Genomic DNA, 23,346 nt, shown 5'->3' with positions numbered 1-23,346 from the left:
GGAGGCTTACAACATGATCAAGACATTACTTGCGCAGGTGAAGCAGTATAAGAAGGCTTCCCTGCTGACACCGCTTTATGCCGCCCTGGAAGTGGTGATGGAGGTTCTGATACCATTTATCACAGCGGCAATCATTGATAAGGGGATTGAGGCCGGCAGCATTGCCAAGGTGTATCAGTACGGTGCACTCATGCTGGTGTTTGCCATGCTCAGTCTGCTCTTCGGAGTTCTGGCAGGTCGCTATGCGGCAAGCGCTTCCTCAGGTCTGGCCTGTAATCTGAGAGAAGCCATGTATGACAATATACAGACCTTTTCTTTTTCCAATATTGACAAATACAGTACAGCAGGTCTGGTCACCCGTATGACAACAGACGTGACTAATGTGCAGAACGCGTACCAGATGATCCTGAGAATCGCGGTGCGTGCTCCCTTTACCCTGATCTGCAGTATGTTCATGTGTTTTTTCATTAATGTAAGGCTGAGCCTGATCTTTGTGGTGGCTATTGTGATTCTGGCTGCAGTCCTTATCTTTGTCATGAGCAGGACAACAAAGATATTTGATGTGGTATTTAAAAAATACGATGCATTAAATGCCAGTGTACAGGAAAATGTCTCCGCGATCCGTGTGGTGAAAGCCTATGTGCGGGAAGAATATGAGAATGAAAAATTTACAAAAGCTGCAGACAATCTGTACCGTCTCTTTGTAAAAGCTGAGAAATTCCTTTCTCTGAATGGCCCGGTGATGATGTTTGTCATCTGTTTCTGTATCATTGCGCTTTCCTGGTTCGGAGCAAAATTCATTGTTGTGGGGGATCTGACAACAGGTGAGCTGACTTCCATGTTCAGTTATATTATGGGAATCCTCATGTCCCTTATGATGCTCTCCATGATATTCGTCATGGTGACTATGAGTGCGGCAAGCGGCAGACGTATCGCCGAAGTCCTGAATGATCAGGCGGATCTGGTCAATCCGGAGAATCCCGATCCTGTGATACCGGACGGAAGAATTGATTTTGACCATGTGAATTTTTCCTACAAACACGGCAGCGGCAAAGAGACACTGACAGACATTGACCTGCATATCAAAGCAGGGGAGACCGTGGGAATCATCGGCGGAACCGGATGCGGAAAATCAAGTCTTGTGAATCTCATAAGCCGTCTCTACGACGTGACGGGAGGGACTGTATCCGTAGGCGGCAAGGATGTGAGGAGCTATGACATGGAGGAGCTGAGAAATCAGGTGGCTGTGGTGCTTCAGAAAAATGTCCTCTTCTCAGGCACCATACTGGATAACCTGAGATGGGGAAATGAACAGGCCACTGAGGAGGAATGCGTGGAAGCATGCCGCCAGGCCTGTGCAGATGAATTTATTGAGCAGTTCCCTGACAAATACGAGACCTACATCGAACAGGGAGGGACCAACGTGTCCGGCGGCCAGAAACAGAGGCTCTGTATTGCCAGGGCGCTGCTGAAAAAACCAAAGGTACTGATCCTGGATGATTCCACCAGCGCCGTGGACACTGCCACAGACGCGAAGATCAGAGATGCTTTTGCCAAGGCAATTCCGGGAACCACCAAGCTGATCATTGCCCAGAGGATTTCCAGTGTGCAGGACGCGGACAGAATCCTGGTCCTGGATGACGGAAGGGTAAACGGATTCGATACACACGAGAATCTGCTGGCCAATAACAATATTTATAAGGAGATTTATGAGACACAGATCAAAGGCGGCGGAGACTTTGACCAGGCCGGAAAGAAGACAGGAGGTGCAGCATAATGGCAGAAAATGTAAAGGCAGTAAAAGGCCCGGGCATGAACGTCCGCGGTCCCAGACCCAAGGTGGACAATGCGGGAAAGATCCTGAAGCGGACGCTGGGATATATGATGAAAAATTATAAATGGCTTTTCGCTGTGGTAGTGGTCTGTATTGTAGCTACAGCGCTGGCTACCCTGAGCGGAACCCTGTTTATGCAGAAATTGATCGATGAATATATCATTCCCATGACCAAAGCATCGAATCCTGATTTCGGGCCGCTGAAAAAGGCGCTTCTTACGCTGATCGGGATCTACGCGGTGGGGGTGCTGTGTGCATTTGCCTACAACCGGATCATGGTATACATCAGCCAGGGTACTTTGAGACACCTGCGTGTGGATCTGTTTACACATATGGAGTCTCTGCCCATCAAGTTTTTTGATACCCATGCCCACGGGGATATTATGTCTGTCTATACCAATGACGTGGATACCCTCCGCCAGCTGATCAGCCAGAGTATTCCCCAGGTGGTCAACTCAGCGGTGACGATCGTGATCACATTTACCAGCATGATCGTGTTGGATATCCCCATGACCCTCTTGACACTGGTGATGGTCGGGATCATGATGGTCACCACGAAAAAGTTAAGCGGCAAATCCGGCAAATATTTCGGTGAGCAGCAGAGGAACCTGGGCCGGGTAAATGGTTATATTGAGGAAATGATGGAGGGCCAGAAGGTAGTAAAAGTATTCTGCCATGAGGAGAAGAGTGTAAAGGACTTCAGAAAGCTGAACGAGGAGCTTCGTGACAGTGCAGATAAGGCCAACACATTTGCCAATATCATGATGCCGGTGAACAGCAACCTGGGCAACATCAGCTATGTGCTCTGTGCCGTACTGGGCGCGGTCCTGGCCCTGAAGGGATTTACCGGGCTGACGCTTGGAACCCTGGTATCCTTCCTGTCACTGAATAAGAACTTTACACAGCCTGTCACACAGATCAGCCAGCAGATGAACAGCATCGTTATGGCCATGGCAGGCGCGGACCGTGTCTTCAGGCTTTTAGACGCAGAGCCGGAGGTGGATAACGGTTATGTGGAGCTGGTCAACGCAGAAGAACAGCCGGACGGCAGCCTTACAGAGAGCGAAAAGCGGACCGGTATATGGGCATGGAGGCATCCGCACAAGGCGGAGGGGACCGTGACCTATCAGAGGCTTGAGGGGGATGTCACCTTCAACGATGTGGATTTCGGATATAATGACGATAAGATCGTGCTGCACAATATCAAACTCTTTGCCACACCGGGACAGAAGATCGCATTTGTGGGAAGCACCGGTGCCGGTAAGACGACGATCACCAACCTGATCAACCGTTTCTATGATATACAGGATGGAAAGATAAGATATGACAATATCAATATCAATAAGATCAGAAAATCCGACCTGCGGCGTTCTCTCGGCATGGTGCTTCAGGATACCCACCTGTTCACAGGAACCGTGATGGAAAACATCCGCTATGGCCGCCTGAAGGCTTCGGATGAGGAGTGCAGGGCAGCGGCAAAACTGGCAAACGCAGATGGTTTCATCCGACGTCTGCCGGATGGATATGACACCATGCTCACCGGGGACGGCTCCAATTTAAGCCAGGGCCAGAGGCAGCTTCTGGCAATCGCGCGGGCCGCTGTGGCTGACCCGCCTGTGCTTATACTGGATGAGGCAACTTCCTCCATTGATACCAGGACGGAGACACTGGTGCAGCAGGGTATGGACCGGCTGATGAAAGGCAGAACTACCTTTGTCATCGCCCACAGGCTGTCAACGGTGCGGAATTCTGACTGTATTATGGTCCTGGAACAGGGAAGGATCATCGAGAGAGGAACCCATGACCAGCTCATGGAGGAGAAAGGGAAGTATTATCAGTTGTACACGGGGAATTTTGCGGAGGAGACGGCATAAAGAATAGATAGAAGGGGCAGCATTTGACGTATCTGTCTTTGCTGACAGCCGGATAGGGGATGTGCGGTGCACATCCCCTTTTGTAAGAAAGTCAGATAAGATGACTGCGGACTTCATCGAGCATTGTTGTCATCCGGCGAATATCATCCTCCTGTAACTGCAGTTCCAGGGCTTTGGCATTATCAAGAATCTGTTCCGGTTTCCGGGCGCCGCACAGGATGTTCAGGTTATTTATAGCAGAAGCGGTATAACGAATGACCAGGTTTGCCGGGGAACAGCCGTATTTTTCCGTAAGGGGCGTCCATTTCTCCATCATATCAAGAATGAGCTTTCTGTTTTCAGGTTTCCAGAAACGGTTTTTATTTCTCACATCCGTGGAAGAGAGCACTGTATCCATAGTCACCTTACCGGTCAGCAGTCCCTGTTCCAGAGGAGAGTAGGCCTGTATGGACACCTGGTTTTCTTCACATACAGGGACCAGTTCTGAGGCAATTCGGGTATCCACAATGCTGTATTTTTCCTGAATCACATCAAGCTGCCCAAAACGGCAGTATTGGCGGATGATATCCGCGTTTACATTGGAAGCTCCGATGGCACGGATTTTCCCTTCTTTTTTCAAATCCATCAGTACGCCTACGGTCTCTTCCAGAGGATAGAGGGCGAAGTCCGGAGACTGCCAGTGGGTGTAGTAGATATCAATATAATCTGTCTGCAGGCGGCGCAGGCTGTCCTCCAGATTTTTGCGGATGCCTTTGGGGGACAGGTCCCGGTATACCTTACGGCCTTCCATGACTTTGTGGAAACAGGGTGTTTCATAATCCCATTCCAGTCCGCATTTGGTAGAGAGCAGAACTTTGTCACGTTTTCCCTTCAGGGCTTTTCCCACAACCTCCTCGCTGTGGCCGATGCCGTAGACCGGAGCTGTATCAAACCAGAGAATCCCATGATCCATGGCCTCGGAAATGGTACGAATGGAGAGGGCATCATCGTTTTCACCCCACCAGGTACCGCCGCCGATGGCCCAGGTTCCCATGGCGATGTATGGAGAGCATATATCTGATTTTCCAATAGAGAGTGTCTTCATATTTTCCTTCTTTCCCGCTGTGTGAAGCAGCGTATTGTTATATCTGTGCATCGGGGAGCGTATTGCCGGGCACAGTGTAAACAGTAACGTTATTATAAAAATTTCCTGAAGTCCTGTCAATGGGTATGGCTTTTCCGGTGAAAGAAAAGTATAATGGAGATAGTCAGCTGCAGGGCTGTTTTACGGAAATCCTGCGTACAGGTGATAAAAAGTTTCAGTGATGATTGGGAGGAAAAAACATGTATAAAGCATTTAAAATGAAATTATATCCCGGCTTTGAGGAGGAATATGAGAGACGCCATAACGAACTCTGGCCTGAAATGAGAGAGATGATCCACACCCATGGAGGTAAGAATTACTCTATTTTTCTGGACCGTGAGACCCTTACCTTATTTGGGTACATAGAAATTGATAATGAAGAACTATGGGCAAAAGGGGCAGACACTGTGATCAATCGGAAATGGTGGGATTTTATGGCGGATATTATGGAGACAAATCCTGACAACAGCCCGGTTTCCGTGGACTTAAAACCTCTGTTCCATCTGGACTGATACAGCCTGCCGAAAGCGATTTTTTAAACACGCTCCGGAAGAAGCAGAAAATCCTGAAATCAGGGAATCATAAATGCGGAGGACACGCCAATGAATAACGATAAAGTATATCAGATGAGTTTTTCAAAGATTTATCCGCTTCTGGTCAATAAAGCACTGAAAAAAGGACGGCAGAAAGAAGAAGTGGATGAAATCATCTGCTGGCTCACAGGATACAGTCATGACGAAATCGATGCGATGACTGAGAATCCCATAACTTATGCCGCCTTTTTTGAAAATGCGCCGAATATGAATCCAAACAGAAAATTGATCAAAGGAACCGTATGCGGTATCAGAGTGGAGGAGATTGAGGAACCCCTTATGCAGGAAATCAGATACCTTGATAAACTGATCGATGAACTTGCAAGAGGAAAGGCAATGGATAAAATATTAAGAACATGAGGGGTTCTGCTGATTCCAAATGCCATACGGGAACTTTTAAGGTACAATTAGATATAATTTAAGGAGTTCCAGTACCCGCACATCAAATTTAACAAAAGGAGAAAACAGATCATGGCTTTTATCCAAATGAATTTATTATCACAAAATTTAATGCGTACAGTTCCGGTGAATGTGATCCTGCCGGTAGACAAGCAGCAGATGCCGGGAATGCCGGCCAGAGAGGAGAAACCATACAAAACGCTTTACCTGCTCCACGGAATCTTCGGAAACTATATGGATTGGGTGACAGGGACTAAGATCATGCGGTATGCGGAAGAGCACGATCTGGCGGTTGTCATGCCTTCAGGAGATAATTCTTTTTATGTGGATCACCCGGAAGCCATGAACAATTACGGGAAGTTTGTGGGAAAAGAGTTAGTGGAGTTGACCCGGAAAATGTTTCCTCTTTCAAGAAAAAAGGAAGATACCTTTATCGGCGGCCTGTCAATGGGCGGAGCCGGAGCTTTGCTAAACGGGCTGAAGTATCATGAGACATTCGGATATATTGTGTCTCTTTCCGGAGCGTTCCTGATAGAGGAGCTGCCCCACAGGACAAACGATACCGTAAATGTGCTTGAAAGAAGGGATTACGCGGAGAGCATCTGGGGAAATCTTGATCAAGTGGCTGAAAGTGAGAATAACCCCAAATATCTCGTCAGACGAATAAAAGAAGAGCATGCAGAATTTCCTGAAGTGTACATAGCATGCGGAGAACAGGACGGCCTGAGAGACGTTAATCTGGATATGTATCATTTTCTGAAAGAAAACGGGGTGAATGCAGTATATGAAAGCGGTGCAGGAGCTCATGAATGGGATTTCTGGGATACTTATATCAAACGTGCCATGGAATGGCTTCCCACAGAGAATACAGGGTTGGGAAGAAACAGCGGGAATGTCGGTATATAGCTGGCAGGACAGTATGGTGGTTCCTGCAAGAGCAACACCGGAACATTATGGTCTCAGGGATGTTGCCCATGATGAGTCGGAAGCAAGAGATTTGCTGCAGGGATAAGAAGATTTTTCTATTAAGAAGAAGCATGCCGGGAAATACCTGATGATACAGGAATCCTGACATGCTTCTGTTTTCGTTTGCGGACAGCCGTTCCTACTTATCTGTGAAATCCACATGCGTGCTGTAAAGGGCATGTTCCTCTAAATATTCCGCAAAAGTTTTCGTTTTCCGTTTTGTTTCGTAGTCCTCAGCCCAATAATACTGCACCAGCCCTGACCAGAATTGTTCGTTTTCAAAGAGAAAGATTGAGACCGTATCCGTATTCCGCTCATAAGTCTGGTATGTATTTCTTGTATTTTCTCCCTGGAAATCCAGGAAATCGCCGTTGGCGTCACAGATGACAAGAGCATAGTCGTATGCTTTCGTACCTTCCGGATGAACGTAAGTGGCAGTTATCTCGAAGGGCGTTTTAACAACCTCCTTAATGCCGACTCCTTTGTCATTCACGTCATTTAAAGTGACTGTCTGTATCTGTGCCGGGTCGATTTTAAGATCAAATTTGAAGTTCCAGTTACCCTTGTAAACTTTGGATTCCTGTCCGTCTAAGTGTCTGCAGATCCCTTCCTCCCCTGTCACGGGATCGATGTAGGTATCCTCGACCCAGCCACTGTAAATATAGCCGGATAAACTGCTGATATTCAGTTCATACTGGAAGGTTTCAGGCACCTCAGTATCCTGTTCCAGGCGGAAATTGGCAGCTCCGGTCTCTGCACGTATGATTCCTATAAAGGTATGCGCATCCTTATAATTCCCCTGTATCTGAAACGGTTCATAAGAACTTTTGGGACTGTCGAAACTGAAGGTGTCAATGCTGTCCATACGAAGTACATCATATCCGTCAATATAGTTTTCATCATATTTTGTAGCCATAAAGTCATCGGGAAATGCTTCTTCATTATAAATCTCCACAGCCAGGTAGACGGCCAGATTATTGCAGTATGTCTCAGTGACGGAGATGGTGATTCCATTGGATTCCTGTATATAAGGGGAGTCTGTCCGGCTGCCTTTATCCTCCGGCAGCAGAATATTGGCCTTGGAGCTGAAATTTCCTTTGTAGCTGACGTCCTTCTCGATTTGGGAGAACAAATGTCCGATGGCAGGCAGCTTACTGGCCATTACAGGATTTTTGAACCCCCATACAAGCAGAAGCGTAATGGCAGCGGCACAGGCACCGGCGGTGAGACAGACTTTGCAGAATACCTTTCGCCTGTGAATTTTCTTGACTTTCCGGAGACTGTTTTCAACAACCTGCCCCAGTTCTTCCGGTATTTTTATTCTGTTATCTTCATACATACAGGTAGTCCTCCTTCAGATATTGTCTGAGCTTTTCCTTAGCCCTGTGGGAATAAGCTTTTACGGAGCCTTCCGGGATGTCCAGGGCAAAGGCAATCTCACTTATTTTCAGGTTCTCAAAATACTGCAGGATAATGATCGTTTTGTAACGCGGCGGAAGAGCGTCCACTGCCTGGTATAAATCTATTTTTTCCTCCGGTGATATGCCCATATTCGGACTTTCTGTTATTGCCATACAGGCGTCTTCATAAACGGCGCATTCAGGGTTTTTTCTGTAATAGTCGTTTATGGCATTCAACAGGATTCTTGTCATCCAGGTTCGGAAGTATTTCGGTTCCCGCAGACGGCCTATGTTTTCGTAGCCTTTTATGATACATTCGGAAACCATGTCCAGCGCAGTCTGTTCATTTTTTACATGCAGAAAGGCGACACTGTATAAGTATTCCTGATATAGATGAACCAGCTCCCCATAGGCTTTTGTATCTCCGCGCATGGCTTTTTTCGCCATTTTTTCTTTGTCCACACATTTTCCTCCCACGTCAGTTTTCATTCATGCATGATGATTATACTGATTAGACTTTAATATAACATAAATGGTTACAATAAAAAAAGAAATATTGCTGTGCGAACGAATGTTTGGTAAGATAGTAATGATGAGTTAAGACGGTTCGTTTACGGAGGTACAGGTGATATGGAACAGATGACATTATTTGACGACAGAGGGCAGACGGCTCCCCTTGCAAGCCGCCTGAGGCCGGAGCGTCTGGAGGATTTTGTAGGGCAGGAGCATCTGCTAGGAAGAGGGAAGATGCTGCGTCAGCTCATAGAGCGGGACCAGATCTCTTCCATGATCTTCTGGGGGCCGCCCGGAGTGGGGAAAACCACGCTGGCCAGTATCATTGCGGGAAGGACAAAAGCTGATTTTATTAATTTCAGCGCGGTGACCAGCGGCATCAAAGAGATCAAAGATGTGATGAGCCATGCGGAGACCAGCCGGAGAATGGGAATCCGCACGGTTCTTTTTGTGGACGAGATCCACCGCTTTAACAAAGCCCAGCAGGATGCTTTTCTCCCGTATGTGGAGAAGGGCAGTATTACGCTCATCGGGGCCACCACGGAGAATCCTTCCTTTGAGATCAACGCGGCTCTTTTGTCACGGTGTAAGGTATTTGTGCTGAAGGCACTGGAGGAAAAGGATCTGGTGAAGCTTTTGGAACATGCCCTGGTAAACCCGGCAGGGTTTGGCGGGCAGAATGTCCGTATCACAGAGGAACAGCTTACGGCCATAGCTGCTTTTGCAAACGGAGATGCCAGAACTGCCCTCAACACCTTGGAGATGGCGGTCTTAAACGGGGAGATCACGGCAGAGGGCATTACCGTGACCCGAGAAGGGATGGAGCAGTGCATCAGCAGGAAATCCCTGCTGTATGACAAGACCGGGGAGGAGCATTATAACCTGATATCCGCCCTGCATAAATCCATGCGGAACAGTGACCCGGACGCGGCTATTTACTGGATGTGCCGGATGCTGGAGGGCGGGGAAAATCCTCTCTATATTGCCAGGAGGCTGATACGCTTTGCCAGTGAGGATGTGGGGATGGCGGACAGCAATGCCCTGCAGGTGGCAGTGGCAGCATACCAGGCCTGTCATTTTCTGGGAATGCCGGAGTGCGATGTGCATCTGACACATGCAGTTACATATCTTGCCATGGCGCCGAAATCCAATGCCCTGTATGCTGCCTGCGAGCACTGCAAGGAGGATGTGAAGAATAAAAGAGCAGAACCGGTTCCCCTCCAGCTGCGCAACGCGCCCACAAAGCTTATGAAGGAGCTGGACTACGGACAGGGATATGTCTATGCCCATGATACACAGGAGAAACTGAGCACCATGCAGTGTATGCCGGATTCTCTAAAGGACAGACGTTATTACCACCCCACAGAACAGGGGGAGGAAAAAATTGTCAGAGCGCGTTTGGAGTCTGTTCTGCAGTGGAAGAGAGAACATTCCGAAGAATAGAAGAAAAAACTGAAAAATCAAAAAGAAGCTTTGTAAAAATTAGGAAATTCGTTTATAATAGAAGTATAAAGTAACTGTCCCGTCAGATCTGCGCATTGACTGCGCTGACCGTGTATAAGAGCAGTTATGTATAGAAACCATGAATACAAGGAGGTAATTGTGTATGAAACATTATGAACTGATTCATGAGATTTATAATCTGTGTGACGGACATCCGGATTCCCAGATCAAAGAAGTGGATACCGATGATCTGGACACTTACATGAAGGGTTTGACCAGCAAAGTTTCCACCTGTGAGAAGACAGAGCGTGAGGACGGTTCCGTTGTGTACGAAGTTGTGACCAACGGCGTAAAAGAGAGGTATACCTTTACAGAGGCGTGAGAACAGGGGAGATGCGATTTTTCGCATCTCCTTTTCACACGGAGAATAAAGAGAAATACAGATGCGCATCCTTACAGATAGGAAAGAAAAAAGGAGGGCTTATGTGCGGCAGATATTATATTGATGATGATACCATCAGGGAAATGGAAAAATTGGTACGCCAGATTGATAAAAAACTGCTGGAAGAAAAGAGCCGGGATGTATTTCCCTCCCAGAGTGCACCTGTGGTCACGGGAAGAGAGGGAGAGCTGTGCGGGGAGGAGCTTATGTGGGGATTTCCCGGATTTGAAAAAAGCCGGGTGATCTTTAACGCAAGGCAGGAGACAGCACTGGAAAAGAGAACATTTCGCGACAGCCTTCTTCTTCGGAGATGCGTGATCCCGGCCAAAAATTTCTATGAGTGGGATAAAAAGAAAGAAAAGTACACATTTACAAGACCTGACGGCAGAATTTTATTTTTTGCCGGCATTTATAACCGGTATGGAGAGGAAGAACGGTTTGTGATTCTGACCACGCAGGCCAATGACTCCATGCGCCGGATTCATGACAGGATGCCCCTGATCCTGGAGGAACGGCAGGTTAAGGACTGGATCTTCAGCAGACAGAAGGCGGAAGACCTGCTTGGGCAGACACCGGTCATGCTTTATAATAGTACAGAATATGAGCAACAGACACTGGACCTGCAGTAGCGGGTCCTTTTTCCATGAATCACCTATTTAAAACAGAACATACGTTCTGATATAATTCTTACATGAATAGAATGTAATGAGGTGATGAAAATGGAGAAGGTCATTTTTCATGTGGATGTCAACAGTGCCTATCTGTCCTGGGAGGCGGTATACAGAAGGAAATACAGGGGAGAAGTTCTGGATCTGCGGGATATTCCTTCCGCGGTGGGAGGGGATGTAAACCAGAGGCATGGAATCATTCTGGCGAAATCCATGCCGGCAAAAGCATACGGAATCCGTACCGGTGACTCGATCTGGGAGGCCAGGCAGAAGTACGGCCCCCTTACCATTGTACCTCCCGATTACAGCCTCTATGACAGGAGTTCCCATGCCCTGCTGACTCTTTTGAGGGAATATTCCCCGGATGTGGAGCAGTATTCTATTGACGAGGCATACGTGGATATGAGCGGCACGCAAAAACTTTTCGGATCCCCGGAACAGGCGGCTGACCGTATCCGTGAAAGAATCCGGGAAGAGCTGGGATTTACCGTCAATATCGGTATCTCTGAGAACAAGCTGCTGGCAAAGATGGCTTCTGATTTCAGGAAGCCTGACAGGACGCACACCCTTTTTGCGCAGGAGATTCCGCTGAAGCTGTGGCCCCTTCCTGTAAGTGAGCTGTTTTTTGTGGGGAGGGCTTCGGCAAAAAAACTCTGTAATCTGGGTATCTATACCATAGGGGATCTGGCGCGGACTGATGTGGAGATACTGAAACGGCACATGAAGAAGCAGGGGGAGCTTATCTGGAATTTTGCCAACGGAAGAGACTTTTCCCTGGTGGAGGCTGTGCCGCCGCCCAACAAGGGATATGGAAATTCCACCACCATTCCGGTGGATGTGACATCTGCGTCTCAGGCATCCCTGGTGCTTCTGGCTCTGGCGGAAACGGTGGGAGCCAGACTTAGAAAGGACGGAAAGAAGGCAGAAGTGCTGTCTGTGAGTATCAAGGATTATCTTTTTCAGACTGCCTCTCATCAGTGCCGGCTTCCGGCTCCCACGAACATTACAGAGGAGCTGCACCGCCATGCCTGCAGTCTCTTTCTGGAACTCTGGGACGGGCTTCCCATCCGGCATCTGGGCATACACACAGGCAGGATACAGGATGAAAATGCCATGCGGCAGATGGAACTTTTTGACACAAGGGATTACGGGAAACTGGAGCGGCTGGACCGGGCCGTGGACACCATACGGAGGCGGTATGGTATGGATGCGGTAAAGCGGGCTGTGTTCCTGGAATCCCCCATTGACCATATGAGCGGCGGGATGTCCAGGGAGAAACGTTACCGCTGTGAACACTGAGAGGAGAGAGAATTATGGCATTCGGCACAGATATCCATATGGAGAAAGCGGATGCAGGCAGTATCCGGGGAGAACAAAAGAGCATTGCCGTGGGCTGCTGGTTTACCAGCAAAGGGGATACCAGCCTGCAGCTTTTAAAATACCAGGATGAGGAAGGACAGATCCACACGGTCCGCAGCATCCGGGTCCTTTGCAGGGAGGAAAAACACTACAATGGCATTCCCACACTGGAATATGTCTGTAAAATAGAAGAAGAGGGATATGAGACAGAGATAAAACTCATCTTTTTTCTGGAGGAACACCGCTGGGCAATGATAAAGAATGCCCCGTCTGCTCAGCCGGCAGACGGGGTGATTTGTACCGAAGATCAGGAGATATGCAGATGAAAATACTGTTCCAGCACAGGGAGGAATTCCTCCTCCGTTATCTGCCGGACGGTCTTTTCACCGTTTTCCGAACAGGTGAAAATGTCTCCCATCAGGGACACACTTCCTCCCGGCGTCCGCAGATTCACCATGCGCAGACGCGGAAAGACAGAATGTTCGTGGGTGGAGGCAAAGGCGTTCAAAGCCACAAAATCCACCGGTTCACAGGGAACAGGGGAAAAGCTCATGACAGTGGAAAACGTATCTTTGGAGCAGTAGGAAAGCTTCCACCAGAAAGCATCTGTCTGGTCAAGACGGAAGGTCTGGCCCTTGATGCATTCCTTTAAGCCGTCCACAAGGGGCATGGAGGCAGCGGGCATGGGACCGCCGTATCCCACGTCACAGAAATGCTGCTGTCCGTCTATCCGCACAAGGTTGATCCGGTGGGAAATCGGGGGGATGAACTCGTCATCGCAGTCCCGGATGATCCTGGCCATACAGGGTGTGACTTCATACCCACAGGCAGTGAGCAGGGAGGCAAAAAGTGCATTCAGTTCATAGCAGTATCCGCCCCGTTTTTTCAACACGATCTTTTCATACAGAGAGGAGATGGACAGGGATGCGGTTCTCTTGAATTCACACACATCCAGATCCTCGAAGGGGACATGGAGCTGGTGGGCGTAGATGAGCCGGTCCAGATTCTCCTTGTCAGCCGCCGGCACAGCGGTAAGTCCCAGACGTTTCAGATAGGGTTTTGTCTGGGGAATGGGTTCATACAATTCTTCGTACATAGTAATAAATCCTTTTCTCTTTTTGTATTTACGTACCGCTGCCGCAGGCTTTTGACAGCGGAAAATCCATAAAACAAGTATAGCATATACAGGGGAATTATGATACTATTTTGGTGACAGTAAAATGAAAAAAATGCCTGTTTTCCAGAGAAAAGAGGCGATAAAGGAGCCGGCAGAGAAATGGAAAAAAACGAAATTCTGATGATACACGGAAAAGACTACAAAGAGATGACAAAGCGCCTTTTAAGAGAGGCAGAACTGGACACACGGATACCTGACAGAAGATGCCGCATCGGCATTAAGCCCAATCTGGTATCCCCCACAGAGGCTTCCTACGGGGCTACCACACACCCGGAGATCATTGCCGGGATCCTGGAATATCTGCAGGAGAGAAACTATGAAAACCTGGTGATCCTGGAGGGCTCCTGGGTGGGAGACCGGACTGCGGAGGCTTTTCAGGTGTGCGGATATGACAGTCTGGCAAAGCAATACGGGGTAGAACTTGTGGATACCCAGAAGGACAGCACCACATCCTGTGACTGTGCGGGAATGCAGCTGCAGATCTGTGACAGTGCCCTGGCCCTTGATTTTCTGATCAATGTGCCTGTGCTGAAGGGACACTGCCAGACAAAGGTCACCTGTGCCCTGAAAAACATGAAGGGGCTGATACCCAATAAAGAGAAGAGACATTTTCACGCCATGGGGCTGCACAAGCCGATTGCTCATCTGAACACAGTATTGCGCCAGGATTTCATTGTGGTGGACAACATCTGCGGGGACCTGGACTTTGAGGACGGGGGCAATCCGGTGGTGATGGACAGGATTTTAGCGGCAGCCGACCCGGTGCTCTGTGACACCTATGTATGCCATCTTCTGAATTATGAAACAGAGGAGGTGCCATATATAAAAATAGCGGAGAAGCTGGGAGTGGGAAGCGCTGATTTTTCAAAAGCCGTGCTTCGCGCCTGCAATGAACAGGAGCATTCCGTTCATGTGCCTGTCAAGAGAAAAATCGTGGAGCTTCAGGACGCTGTGGAGGAGGTGGAATCCTGCAGTGCCTGTTATGGATATCTGATCCCTGCTCTGGACCAACTGAAGGAGGAAGGGCTTTTCAAAGAGCTGAAGACAAAGATCTGCATCGGACAGGGATTTCAGAAAAAATCCGGGGAGCTTGGAATCGGTAATTGTACCAGATGCTTCCGGCACTCCCTGAAGGGATGTCCGCCAACGGAGAATCAGATCTATGAATTTTTAAAAGATTATATTGAAAAACAGGAATAAAAGGAAGGGCGCCTTTGCAGCGGGAACTGCAGGGCGCCCTTTTAAAGGGTATTAACCAAAAACCACTTTGCTGTATTTATCTATTTCCTCGGTCACTGTCTCATAGACACCGGGGAAGGTACTCATGGGAAGTCCCTGAGAAGTGTTGGGGATGAAATACAATCTGCCGTTTTCCTCGCAGGCACGCCGTACTTCTTTTGCGATCACTTCTCTTGTCCAGCCTTCATAATCCACTTTTGCACTGTCTATGCCGCCCATAAAAGAAAGTTTCCCGCCGTATTTTGCGATCAGATCCGGGATATTGTTGGAGCACATGACTCCCTGCCATACATCAATACCCATCTCAACCATGTAGGGAACCAGGGTTGCCGCATAGGAATCAGAGTGATGTATGATCACTTCCACACCCATGGATTTGTACATCCCGTAAATCTTCTTATAGGACGGAAGGTAGAATTCCTCAAACATTTCCGGTGAGATGAAGGTGGAAGTCTGGCTTCCCCAGTCGTCGTGGTGGAACAGGGCATCCGGTTTTAAATGCGTACAGATTTCCTCCGCAAGGGACAGCTCGTATTCCGTCAGATAGTCGATCAGCTCGTGCATGTATTCAGGCTCCTCATAGAAGTTGATGAGGGTGTTCTGAATCTCACCCAGGTGGTGGCACTGTTCAAAAAGCCCCGGCGCCACGAAGGGGGTAGCAAAATATTCTTTCCGGTCCACCTCTTCCGCCTGTTTGATAAACGGCTCCCACTCCGCCTCCGAATATTTGGTGGCGGGGGCATGGACATAATCTCTCCAGTGGGTAATATCCTTGATGACAATGGTTTCCGGCTTGTGTACCGGGAAAGGTCCCGGTGTTCCGGCCGGCCATGAATTTACGATTCCCCAGTCATTCACCACATATAGATCCCCGGGGCCGGGCATTGGGCTGTGCATCATAACGGGATTGTAAAGTATCCGGAAAGCTTCATATTGGTTGACAAAACGGTCAGGTCTGCCGCCCCGGATGGTTTCCAGGAAATTTTCTCTTTTCGTCAGCATATAGTTTCCTCCTGTAAAGGGGTGCTTTTACTGCTCAGCCTGTTTTGGGAAAGGGTTGTAGATCAAAAATACAACGCCCAGTACCGCAATGATCACAGTTTCCACCAGCAGCGGAGAGTAAATATTTTCACCGCAGATCGCTTTCAGCAGAGACAGCCAGAAGCTGCTGAGGAAGCCGCCCAGGTTCATAAGTGCCATGACAATGGAAGTTCCGATCGCCACTGTGGAAGGTGGGGTACGCATACCAACCAGTGTGAAGGCTGCAGGCATGATCACGGAGAATGCGAATCCGATCAAAATAGTACCTGCTGACATGACCACCATGGTTTTGCCTATGTAAATGCAGTAAGCGCCGATTGCCCAGAGGAAGAAGGCAATGGGAAGACAGAAACGTTTCATTATCTTGAAGATCGTACCGAACAGGAAACCTGCCACACATCCGGCAACTGTGTAAAGGGACAGAGCTGTTGCAGCCATGGTCGCACCGCCGGCACCCTTCATTTCAAACATCAGGGACATGTTCAGCATAACAGGGTAGTTCAATACATTAAACAGCAGAAACAAAATGGCAATGGCGTATACAAAAGGTGATATTTTGTCTTTTGCTGCCGGTTTGCCGCCGGTTTCCTGCTGTACAGGAGCTTTTTCGGGTTCCGGCAGGAAGATCAGACATACGATGGAGATGACGCCCAGAAGATGTCCGAAGAAGGTGGTCTTCCAGCCGATATCAGCCAGAGCGCCGCCAAGCATCTGGAGAATAATACCGCCGCCGTTCATAAGCAGTGTGCCGTATCCCAGGTAAGCTGCCTGTTTCTGGCCTTCATACAGACCGATGATCAGTGCGTTTCCAAGAGGAGCCATGAGGCCCAGGCCGATACCTACCAGTGCGCGTGTCACCAGGATAAAGGCAAAGGAACCGCCCACGATGGCGGGAAGTGTGCCGGATACAGTGAAAATAATACAGCCGGTCAGGGCCAGGGTGCGGTATTTTACCTTTTTCCCTGCCACAGTACCTGCCCATAGAGTGGCAAATACCACGAAGAGGGTGGGAAGGGTGGATATCAGGGAAAAGTTGTTGTCAGGAAAAGCTGCTGCCAGTTTCGCCATAGCAGGCGTCACAACAGTAAATCCCATGGATACAAAATATAGAGATAGTATGGCTATGGTCTCTTTCAGACCAACCTTATTTTTCGTAGTGCTCATACAAAAGCCTCCTTTTTCTTTTCATTCTCTCTTTTTATGCTGCGGTCAGTTGGTTTCGCATTTTCCGGAAATAACAGCAAAATCAGTGTTCTGCATATATTGTTTGAATGTTCTGCAGAATTACCGAACAACTACTATACTTAGATTATAAGAAAAAGGAGATATAAAAACTACAGTTGGGAAATACGAAATTTTATGGAAAAACAGGTGATTATTCGTACTGCATAAGAAAAATGGCAGAGATGTGCAGAAAACTAAAAAAATTGCAGAAGTCTGTACACGTCTAGGGAACAGACTCCTGCGATGACAGCCGGCAGATGTGCGGCATTAAATACAGCCGAAAAGTTTCAGGATACGGATGGAGAGCTTCATATAATCACGGGTATAACCTTCCTCCAGATTGCAGCTAAGCTCCTCCGTTATTTTTTTGATTCGGTACACCAGTGTATTCCTGTGGACAAACAGTTCTTCGGAAGTGTGAAGAAGAGAGCGCTCATTGTTCAGATAAGCCGCCATGGTGCGCACCCGTTCTGTGGGCTGATTCAGATCCAGTCGGTGAAACCGGATGATGTCCGGATGGCAGGCCGCCAGAAGGACATCAGGGGCACTGTTTTTGATTATGTAGTCAATAGCCCTGGGATAAAAATCATAGTAATGTTTGTCCGGCAGCTTTTCCTCCAGGGCAAAAAGTGCCTGTTTGTAGTGATATTGAATGTCTTTTAGAAAACAGGACGGAAGGCTGATGCCGGCTCGCATATGGTTATGGCGCACAAGGCGGCTCAGGCGGTGTTTTAAAGTGTCAGAGGTCTCCCGTTTTTCATTATAGAGAAGCACCACGCTGCCATCCAGGCAGAAGATCTCACAGTGGGGCAGCTGCTGGGATATCATGTGGGCAGCCAGAAGAAGCACCTGTTCCTCCAGAACCCCGTTCTCCCCGTGAAACACCCAGAGGCCGTAGGTATCCTCTGTGGACCAGTCATTGACTTCCAACTGCCGTCCAAGCTCTCTGTCACTGACGGAAATCCCCTTGATCAGATCTCGGAATACACTGTAATGGTCACCATCCGGAGGCGCGGCAGGCCCTGCTTTTCCCATGGAAACAGCAAGAAGCCGTGTGATATGGTCCAGAAGCTGGCAGTCCCCGGTATTGAGCTTTCGGTTTCGTTCCACCAAGGTGATCCGTCCGCACTGGGCACGGTCATAATAGATAAATGATGAGAGGCAGTCAGAGAGTGCTTTCCTGTCAAAATGATATTTGGTGGCTCCCACATTAAAAAAGTTCTGGTCCGTGCAGTCACGTCTCATAAAACGGATGCTGTCAATGGAGCTGCAGCCGTATTCCATCAGGTGTGCCCACTCCTCGTCCACATAAACCTCTTTATACTGCTGGCTGTATGCAAGAACATTGCAGTTGGCGTCCAGCAGAACCATGGGATTGTGGAAACAGTGCCAGCTTTCATCCAGGATCTTCTGGTAATCCCCCTGTTCCGCGGCTGAGACGATGGCGGCATCCCAGTCCTCATAAAAATCAAAGATGCCCTGAATGATTTCAAAGGCTTCGTCAAATTGTATATCTTTCAGTCTGATGGTGTCGTTTTCCCATTGGCAGATAACGTCGTTTCCGCTGGGAAACACATAAACGCAGTTGGTGGCATAGGCACGCCGGGCACTCTTTAAAACAGCAGGCGAACCATCGCTGATCTGGAACTCAGGATTCAGCGGTTTGAGCCTGTTGGCTATCATCCACATACTCAGTTTCATAATAAAAATCCCCCTGTTCTGCATAAGCAGGTTATGCTGATATGCAGCTTTATATCAAAGTATAATACAATCTGCAGAAAAAGTCGAGAGGTGTCGGCAGAGAAAGCGGCAAAAAACCCGCCGGAGAAGGAAAATCCGGCGGGTCAAAGTGTCAGGTGAAATGGGAGACGAACCTGGTATGGGTCACGCTCTCCATTCCGTCCAGAATGATTTCGTATGCTTTTTTGGCATCCTCTTTTGTTGCCTCTTCTGTATCGCCCATAGGATATTTAAGTCCCAGATTCTCGTACTTGATTTTCCCCATGGAGTGATAAGGAAGAACCTCCACGGCCTTCAGATTCTTAAGGGTACCGAGAAATTTTCCAAGGGAACGGAGGGATTCCCGGTCACAGGTAATGCCGGGAACCGCCACATGGCGGACCCAGAGGGGAATCCGGTGCGCGTCCAGATATCCGGCGAACTGAAGGATATCTTTGTTGGAATGCCCAGTCAGGTTTTTGTGGGTTTCATCGTGGATATGCTTAATGTCCAGCATGACCAGATTCGTGGACTTTAGGAGCCGGTCTAACTTCCCAAGGTACTTTGAACTGCCGCCCCGGAAGGTAACACCGGAGGTGTCCAGGCAGGTGTGGATACCCTGTGCCTTTGCCTTTTCAAACAGCTCTGTCAGGAAGGAAAGCTGTAGAAGCGGCTCTCCCCCTGTGGCGGTAAGACCGCCCGTGGAATAGAAGGCACGGTTCCGGTTCACGGAGGCTATGATCTCCTCTGTGTCCATGAGCCGACCCTCCCCGGGGTTCCAGGTATCAGGATTGTGGCAGTACAGGCAGCGCATGGGACAGCCCTGGAAAAATACCACATAGCGGACTCCCGGGCCGTCCACGGTTCCGAAGCTTTCCAGAGAGTGGATATATCCTTTCATGTGGACACCTGCCTTTCCTTTATATATTCTGATGGAAGGTTCTGGAGATCACTTCATCCTGCTGTTCTTTGGTCAGCTTGATAAAGTTTACAGCATAACCGGATACACGGATGGTGAGCTGCGGATACTTTTCCGGGTGTTTCTGTGCGTCCAGAAGTGTGTCCCTGTTGAATACATTTACGTTCAGGTGATGCCCGCCTTTTGCCGCATATCCATCCAAAAGTGCCACCAGATTTTTCTCTGCATTTCCGTTTTTGCCCAGGGCATCCGGTACGATGGAGAAGGTATTGGAGATACCGTCCTGGGCATCCATGAACGGCATTTTGGCAACCGTGGCCATGGATGCGACCGCGCCGTTGGTATCACGTCCGTGCATGGGATTGGCACCCGGGGCGAAGGCTTCTCCGGCTTTTCTGCCGTCCGGGGTGGAGCCGGTGTTTTTGCCGTAGGACACATTGGAGGTGATCGTCAGGATGGATGTGGTGGGGACACCTCCGCGGTACGTATGGTTGCCTTTGATATACTGCATAAAGGTATGAAGCACCTCCTGGGCAATCTCATCTGCCCGGTCATCATCGTTTCCGTATTTGGGGAAATCTCCTTCGATCTCAAAATCAACAGCGATTCCCTGTTCGTTGCGGACCGGCTTTACTCTGGCATACTTAATGGCGGAGAGAGAGTCCGCCACAACGGAAAATCCGGCGATTCCAGTGGCGAACCAGCGGCGTACTTCCTTGTCATGGAGCGCCATCTGCAGGCGTTCATAGCTGTATTTGTCATGCATGTAATGGATGATGTTCAGAGCGTTCACATAGACACCTGCCAGCCATTTCATCATGTCTCTGTATTTTTCCATCACCTCGTCATAATCCAGATATTCAGATGTGACAGGGCGGAATTTTGGGCCTACCTGCTGTCCGGAAACCTCATCTACACCGCCGTTGATGGCATAGAGCAGACATTTTGCCAGGTTGGCACGGGCACCGAAGAACTGCATCTCTTTGCCAATGCGCATGGAGGATACACAGCAGGCAATGCCGTAGTCATCCCCGTGTACCGGGCGCATGATATCATCATTTTCATACTGGATGGCAGAGTGGCGGATGGAGATTTCGGCGCAGTATTCCTTGAAGCTTTCCGGAAGCCCGGAGGACCACAAAACAGTCAGGTTCGGTTCCGGAGCAGCACCCAGGTTGTCCAGGGTATGAAGGTAACGGAAGGACATTTTTGTCACCAGAGGACGGCCGTCCAGTCCCATGCCGCCGATGGATTCTGTCACCCAGGTAGGGTCTCCCGCGAAGATCTGGTTATAGTCAGGGGTGCGGGCAAAGCAGACAAGGCGGAGCTTCATGATAAACTGGTCAATGATCTCCTGAATCTGGGATTCCGTGAAGGTCCCTTCTCTTAAATCCCTCTCTGCGTAGATATCAAGGAACGTGGAAGTGCGGCCAAGGCTCATGGCTGCCCCGTTCTGTTCCTTCACGGCTGCCAGGTAGGCAAAGTAAAGTGCCTGTGTGGCCTCCAGAATATTCTCAGCGGGTTTGGAAATGTCGCAGCCGTAAATGCGGGCCAGTTCCTTTAACATTTTCAGCGCGCGGATCTGTTCGGAGAGTTCTTCGCGCTCACGGATAACATCGGAATACATAATGCTGCGTGTGGTGGCTTTTTCTTCCTCTTTCTCCTCGATCAGGCGGTCCACACCGTAGAGGGCAGCCCTTCTGTAGTCGCCGATGATACGCCCTCTGCCGTAGGCATCCGGTAGTCCTGTGATAATATGATTGGAACGGCAGGCACGCATTTCAGGGGTGTAGGCATCAAACACACCGGCATTGTGCGTCTTTCTGTGAGTGGTGAAATACTCCACAACCTCAGGGTCCACATGGTAGCCATTGTCCTCGCAGGCTTTGACTGCCATACGGATACCGCCGTATGGCTGCATGGAGCGTTTCAGCGGCTTGTCTGTCTGCAGGCCCACGATCTTTTCCTTGTCTTTATCCAGGTATCCGGGGCCATGGGAAGTGATGGTGGAGACGGTTTTGGTGTCCATATCCAGAACCCCGCCCTTTTCCCGCTCCTCTTTCATAAGGGCAAGAACCTGCTGCCACAGGTCTTTGGTGTCCTCTGTGGCCTCTTTAAGGAACTTTCCGTCTCCCTTATATGGTGTATAATTCTGCTGGATAAAATCCCGCACATTGATCTCTTTTTCCCAGGCACCGCCTGTAAAGCTTTTCCATTCTGTTCTCATAAAGTATTTACCTCCTGCTGTAATCATGAATCAAAGCTGACAAAAATATGTGCAGCAGCCTCGAAGAAAAAGGTTACCAGATATTTCCAAATTGTATATTGTATACAAAATGTAACCTATGCTATATAAATAGCACAGCCAATAGTCTGTTGTCAATCTGGATTAAAAAAGTATTGAATAAAATACAAAGAGAGAAGGCAAAGAAGGTTTTTTGTAGTTGAAAGCGTGAAAGTATAATGATAAACTAGAACCATAAAAAGGAGGCATTACACATATGTTATTTATAGAGTATCCAAAATGCAGCACCTGCCAGAAGGCAAAGAAATGGCTTATAGAGAAGGGGATAGAGTTTGAGGACCGCCATATTATAGAAGAGAATCCCACCAGGGAGGAGCTGGAGACCTGGTATCACGCAAGCGGTCTGCCCCTGAAACGTTTTTTTAATACCAGCGGTATGAAATACAAGGAGCTGAAACTGAAAGATAAGCTGCCGGAAATGAGCGAGGAGCAGCAGCTTGACCTGCTTGCCACGGATGGTATGCTGGTGAAGCGTCCGGTGCTGGTGGGAGAATCTTTTGTTGTCACGGGGTTTAAGGAAAAAGAGTGGATGGAAAAGCTCGGTCTGTAAAAAAGAGGTGCGGAAATGGCAATTGAAAAAGTAAAGGAGTATTTCAGAGGTTTTGGCATGGAGGAGCGGATCATGGAATTTTCCCAGTCCTCAGCTACCGTGGAGCTGGCGGCAAAGGCTGCCGGATGCGAACCGGAACGCATTGCCAAAACCCTGTCCTTTTTGGTTGACGGCAGGACGGTCCTTGTGGTGATGGCAGGGGACGCCAGGGTGGACAACAAAAAGTTCAAGGATTATTTTCATACAAAGGCCAAAATGCTTTCTCCCGATGAGGTGGAAACAAGGACAGGACATGCAGTGGGCGGAGTATGCCCCTTCGGGATTCCGGCTGATGTACAGGTGTTTTTAGATATTTCCCTGAAGAGATTTAAGACAGTATTTCCGGCCTGCGGAAGTGCCAGCAGCGCCATAGAGCTGACACCGGGCGAGTTGGAAAAATACGCCGGCAGCCGGGAATGGATCGATGTATGCCGGGGATGGCAGCCGGAAAAGCCGTTTGTGCCGGAAAAGCCGTTTGTGCCGGAAAAGCCGTTTGTGCCGGAAAAGCCGTTTGTGCCG

The 23,346-nt window shown here is 48.9% G+C and carries 21 protein-coding genes and 1 pseudogene; 13 read left to right on the top strand and 9 right to left on the bottom strand.

The genetic code is table 11. The features are described from left to right. Nucleotides 1-13: 13 nt before the first annotated feature. Nucleotides 14-1,777, top strand: coding sequence for an ABC transporter ATP-binding protein (locus tag WMO65_RS12025; protein WP_148391581.1), 1,764 nt, complete (start codon nt 14-16; stop codon nt 1,775-1,777). Beyond that, complete coding sequence (locus WMO65_RS12020) at nt 1,777-3,708, top strand: ABC transporter ATP-binding protein (RefSeq protein ID WP_081960236.1); 1,932 nt, start codon at nt 1,777-1,779, stop codon at nt 3,706-3,708. Before WMO65_RS12025 ends, WMO65_RS12020 begins: the two co-directional genes overlap by 1 nt. Nucleotides 3,709-3,799: 91 nt before the next feature. On the opposite strand, the gene WMO65_RS12015 is transcribed toward WMO65_RS12020, so the two are convergent. Beyond that, nucleotides 3,800-4,792 (bottom strand): aldo/keto reductase, encoded by a 993-nt coding sequence (locus tag WMO65_RS12015; protein WP_148391580.1) that lies wholly within the window; start codon nt 4,790-4,792, stop codon nt 3,800-3,802. Between the two features lie 239 nt (nt 4,793-5,031). On the opposite strand from WMO65_RS12015, the gene rhaM reads away from it, so the two are divergent. From rhaM to WMO65_RS12000, 3 genes are all read left to right on the top strand, one after another. Continuing rightward, a complete protein-coding gene (gene rhaM / locus WMO65_RS12010; protein ID WP_033140504.1) occupies nt 5,032-5,343 on the top strand; it encodes an L-rhamnose mutarotase in 312 nt (103 codons plus the stop codon). 90 nt (nt 5,344-5,433) lie between these two features. Further along, a complete protein-coding gene (locus WMO65_RS12005; RefSeq protein ID WP_148391579.1) occupies nt 5,434-5,784 on the top strand; it encodes a DUF2200 domain-containing protein in 351 nt (116 codons plus the stop codon). Nucleotides 5,785-5,895: 111 nt separating this feature from the next. Beyond that, nucleotides 5,896-6,729 (top strand): alpha/beta hydrolase, encoded by an 834-nt coding sequence (locus WMO65_RS12000; protein WP_148391578.1) that lies wholly within the window; start codon nt 5,896-5,898, stop codon nt 6,727-6,729. A 199-nt stretch (nt 6,730-6,928) separates the two neighbouring features. Here the strand turns inward: WMO65_RS12000 and WMO65_RS11995 are convergent, their stop codons facing one another. Next, nucleotides 6,929-8,128: a DUF4179 domain-containing protein gene (locus WMO65_RS11995; protein WP_103731690.1), complete on the bottom strand. Its 1,200-nt coding sequence runs from the start codon at nt 8,126-8,128 to the stop codon at nt 6,929-6,931. Next, entirely contained in the window at nt 8,121-8,651 is a 531-nt protein-coding gene (locus WMO65_RS11990) for a sigma-70 family RNA polymerase sigma factor (RefSeq protein WP_148391577.1), read from the bottom strand. The genes WMO65_RS11995 and WMO65_RS11990 overlap by 8 nt, the downstream gene beginning before the upstream one ends. A gap of 168 nt (nt 8,652-8,819) precedes the next feature. On the opposite strand from WMO65_RS11990, the gene WMO65_RS11985 reads away from it, so the two are divergent. From WMO65_RS11985 to WMO65_RS11965, 5 genes are all read left to right on the top strand, one after another. Beyond that, entirely contained in the window at nt 8,820-10,145 is a 1,326-nt protein-coding gene (locus tag WMO65_RS11985) for a replication-associated recombination protein A (protein WP_148391576.1), read from the top strand. Nucleotides 10,146-10,308: 163 nt separating this feature from the next. Further along, nucleotides 10,309-10,527: a hypothetical protein gene (locus WMO65_RS11980; protein ID WP_033140498.1), complete on the top strand. Its 219-nt coding sequence runs from the start codon at nt 10,309-10,311 to the stop codon at nt 10,525-10,527. A 101-nt stretch (nt 10,528-10,628) separates the two neighbouring features. Further along, entirely contained in the window at nt 10,629-11,216 is a 588-nt protein-coding gene (locus WMO65_RS11975) for an SOS response-associated peptidase (protein WP_033140616.1), read from the top strand. Nucleotides 11,217-11,306: 90 nt separating this feature from the next. Next, nucleotides 11,307-12,554 carry a Y-family DNA polymerase gene (locus tag WMO65_RS11970; RefSeq protein ID WP_330641548.1) on the top strand — a complete coding sequence of 416 codons (1,248 nt, stop codon included), beginning with the start codon at nt 11,307-11,309 and terminating at the stop codon, nt 12,552-12,554. A 14-nt stretch (nt 12,555-12,568) separates the two neighbouring features. Continuing rightward, nucleotides 12,569-12,940, top strand: a complete 372-nt coding sequence (locus tag WMO65_RS11965; protein ID WP_052099265.1) for a hypothetical protein — start codon at nt 12,569-12,571, stop codon at nt 12,938-12,940. Here the strand turns inward: WMO65_RS11965 and WMO65_RS11960 are convergent. Continuing rightward, nucleotides 12,922-13,710: an arylamine N-acetyltransferase family protein gene (locus WMO65_RS11960; RefSeq protein WP_148391574.1), complete on the bottom strand. Its 789-nt coding sequence runs from the start codon at nt 13,708-13,710 to the stop codon at nt 12,922-12,924. The genes WMO65_RS11965 and WMO65_RS11960 overlap by 19 nt on opposite strands. Before the next feature lie 180 nt (nt 13,711-13,890). Between WMO65_RS11960 and WMO65_RS11955 the strand changes: the two genes are divergently transcribed. After that, the gene (locus WMO65_RS11955) at nt 13,891-14,991 is read left to right on the top strand and encodes a DUF362 domain-containing protein (protein WP_033140496.1); all 1,101 of its coding nucleotides are present in this window, start codon (nt 13,891-13,893) and stop codon (nt 14,989-14,991) included. A 51-nt stretch (nt 14,992-15,042) separates the two neighbouring features. On the opposite strand, the gene WMO65_RS11950 is transcribed toward WMO65_RS11955, so the two are convergent. From WMO65_RS11950 to pflB, 5 genes are all read right to left on the bottom strand, one after another. Next, the gene (locus WMO65_RS11950) at nt 15,043-16,032 is read right to left on the bottom strand and encodes a uroporphyrinogen decarboxylase family protein (RefSeq protein WP_033140495.1); all 990 of its coding nucleotides are present in this window, start codon (nt 16,030-16,032) and stop codon (nt 15,043-15,045) included. Between the two features lie 27 nt (nt 16,033-16,059). Beyond that, nucleotides 16,060-17,235 carry an MFS transporter gene (locus WMO65_RS11945; RefSeq protein ID WP_052099259.1) on the bottom strand — a complete coding sequence of 392 codons (1,176 nt, stop codon included), beginning with the start codon at nt 17,233-17,235 and terminating at the stop codon, nt 16,060-16,062. A gap of 327 nt (nt 17,236-17,562) precedes the next feature. Next, entirely contained in the window at nt 17,563-18,996 is a 1,434-nt protein-coding gene (locus WMO65_RS11940) for a PucR family transcriptional regulator (RefSeq protein WP_187370525.1), read from the bottom strand. A 151-nt stretch (nt 18,997-19,147) separates the two neighbouring features. Then, nucleotides 19,148-19,915 (bottom strand): pyruvate formate-lyase-activating protein, encoded by a 768-nt coding sequence (gene pflA / locus WMO65_RS11935; RefSeq protein WP_148391572.1) that lies wholly within the window; start codon nt 19,913-19,915, stop codon nt 19,148-19,150. Nucleotides 19,916-19,934: 19 nt separating this feature from the next. Beyond that, nucleotides 19,935-22,160, bottom strand: coding sequence for a formate C-acetyltransferase (gene pflB / locus WMO65_RS11930; RefSeq protein WP_103730926.1), 2,226 nt, complete (start codon nt 22,158-22,160; stop codon nt 19,935-19,937). A gap of 274 nt (nt 22,161-22,434) precedes the next feature. Between pflB and WMO65_RS11925 the strand changes: the two genes are divergently transcribed. Both WMO65_RS11925 and WMO65_RS11920 read left to right on the top strand, forming a co-directional pair. Beyond that, nucleotides 22,435-22,788, top strand: coding sequence for an arsenate reductase family protein (locus tag WMO65_RS11925; RefSeq protein ID WP_033140491.1), 354 nt, complete (start codon nt 22,435-22,437; stop codon nt 22,786-22,788). Between the two features lie 15 nt (nt 22,789-22,803). Beyond that, nucleotides 22,804-23,268 (top strand): annotated as a pseudogene (locus WMO65_RS11920) (YbaK/EbsC family protein); the annotation flags it as partial. Between the last annotated feature and the right edge of the window lie 78 nt (nt 23,269-23,346).

This window comes from Blautia caccae (assembly GCF_040095955.1).
Classification (GTDB): domain Bacteria; phylum Bacillota; class Clostridia; order Lachnospirales; family Lachnospiraceae; genus Blautia; species Blautia celeris.
Note: the sequence above shows the minus strand (reverse complement) of the source record. Positions and strands in the feature narration are given on the sequence as shown.

Coding starts and splice junctions, on each gene's coding strand:
- WMO65_RS12025 (WP_148391581.1), top strand. CDS start 14: ATGATCAAGACATTACTTGCGCAGGTGAAGCAGTATAAGAAGGCTTCC.
- WMO65_RS12020 (WP_081960236.1), top strand. CDS start 1,777: ATGGCAGAAAATGTAAAGGCAGTAAAAGGCCCGGGCATGAACGTCCGC.
- WMO65_RS12015 (WP_148391580.1), bottom strand. CDS start 4,792: ATGAAGACACTCTCTATTGGAAAATCAGATATATGCTCTCCATACATC.
- rhaM (WP_033140504.1), top strand. CDS start 5,032: ATGTATAAAGCATTTAAAATGAAATTATATCCCGGCTTTGAGGAGGAA.
- WMO65_RS12005 (WP_148391579.1), top strand. CDS start 5,434: ATGAATAACGATAAAGTATATCAGATGAGTTTTTCAAAGATTTATCCG.
- WMO65_RS12000 (WP_148391578.1), top strand. CDS start 5,896: ATGGCTTTTATCCAAATGAATTTATTATCACAAAATTTAATGCGTACA.
- WMO65_RS11995 (WP_103731690.1), bottom strand. CDS start 8,128: ATGTATGAAGATAACAGAATAAAAATACCGGAAGAACTGGGGCAGGTT.
- WMO65_RS11985 (WP_148391576.1), top strand. CDS start 8,820: ATGGAACAGATGACATTATTTGACGACAGAGGGCAGACGGCTCCCCTT.
- WMO65_RS11980 (WP_033140498.1), top strand. CDS start 10,309: ATGAAACATTATGAACTGATTCATGAGATTTATAATCTGTGTGACGGA.
- WMO65_RS11975 (WP_033140616.1), top strand. CDS start 10,629: ATGTGCGGCAGATATTATATTGATGATGATACCATCAGGGAAATGGAA.
- WMO65_RS11970 (WP_330641548.1), top strand. CDS start 11,307: ATGGAGAAGGTCATTTTTCATGTGGATGTCAACAGTGCCTATCTGTCC.
- WMO65_RS11965 (WP_052099265.1), top strand. CDS start 12,569: ATGGCATTCGGCACAGATATCCATATGGAGAAAGCGGATGCAGGCAGT.
- WMO65_RS11960 (WP_148391574.1), bottom strand. CDS start 13,710: ATGTACGAAGAATTGTATGAACCCATTCCCCAGACAAAACCCTATCTG.
- WMO65_RS11955 (WP_033140496.1), top strand. CDS start 13,891: ATGGAAAAAAACGAAATTCTGATGATACACGGAAAAGACTACAAAGAG.
- WMO65_RS11950 (WP_033140495.1), bottom strand. CDS start 16,032: ATGCTGACGAAAAGAGAAAATTTCCTGGAAACCATCCGGGGCGGCAGA.
- WMO65_RS11945 (WP_052099259.1), bottom strand. CDS start 17,235: ATGAGCACTACGAAAAATAAGGTTGGTCTGAAAGAGACCATAGCCATA.
- WMO65_RS11940 (WP_187370525.1), bottom strand. CDS start 18,996: ATGAAACTGAGTATGTGGATGATAGCCAACAGGCTCAAACCGCTGAAT.
- pflA (WP_148391572.1), bottom strand. CDS start 19,915: ATGAAAGGATATATCCACTCTCTGGAAAGCTTCGGAACCGTGGACGGC.
- pflB (WP_103730926.1), bottom strand. CDS start 22,160: ATGAGAACAGAATGGAAAAGCTTTACAGGCGGTGCCTGGGAAAAAGAG.
- WMO65_RS11925 (WP_033140491.1), top strand. CDS start 22,435: ATGTTATTTATAGAGTATCCAAAATGCAGCACCTGCCAGAAGGCAAAG.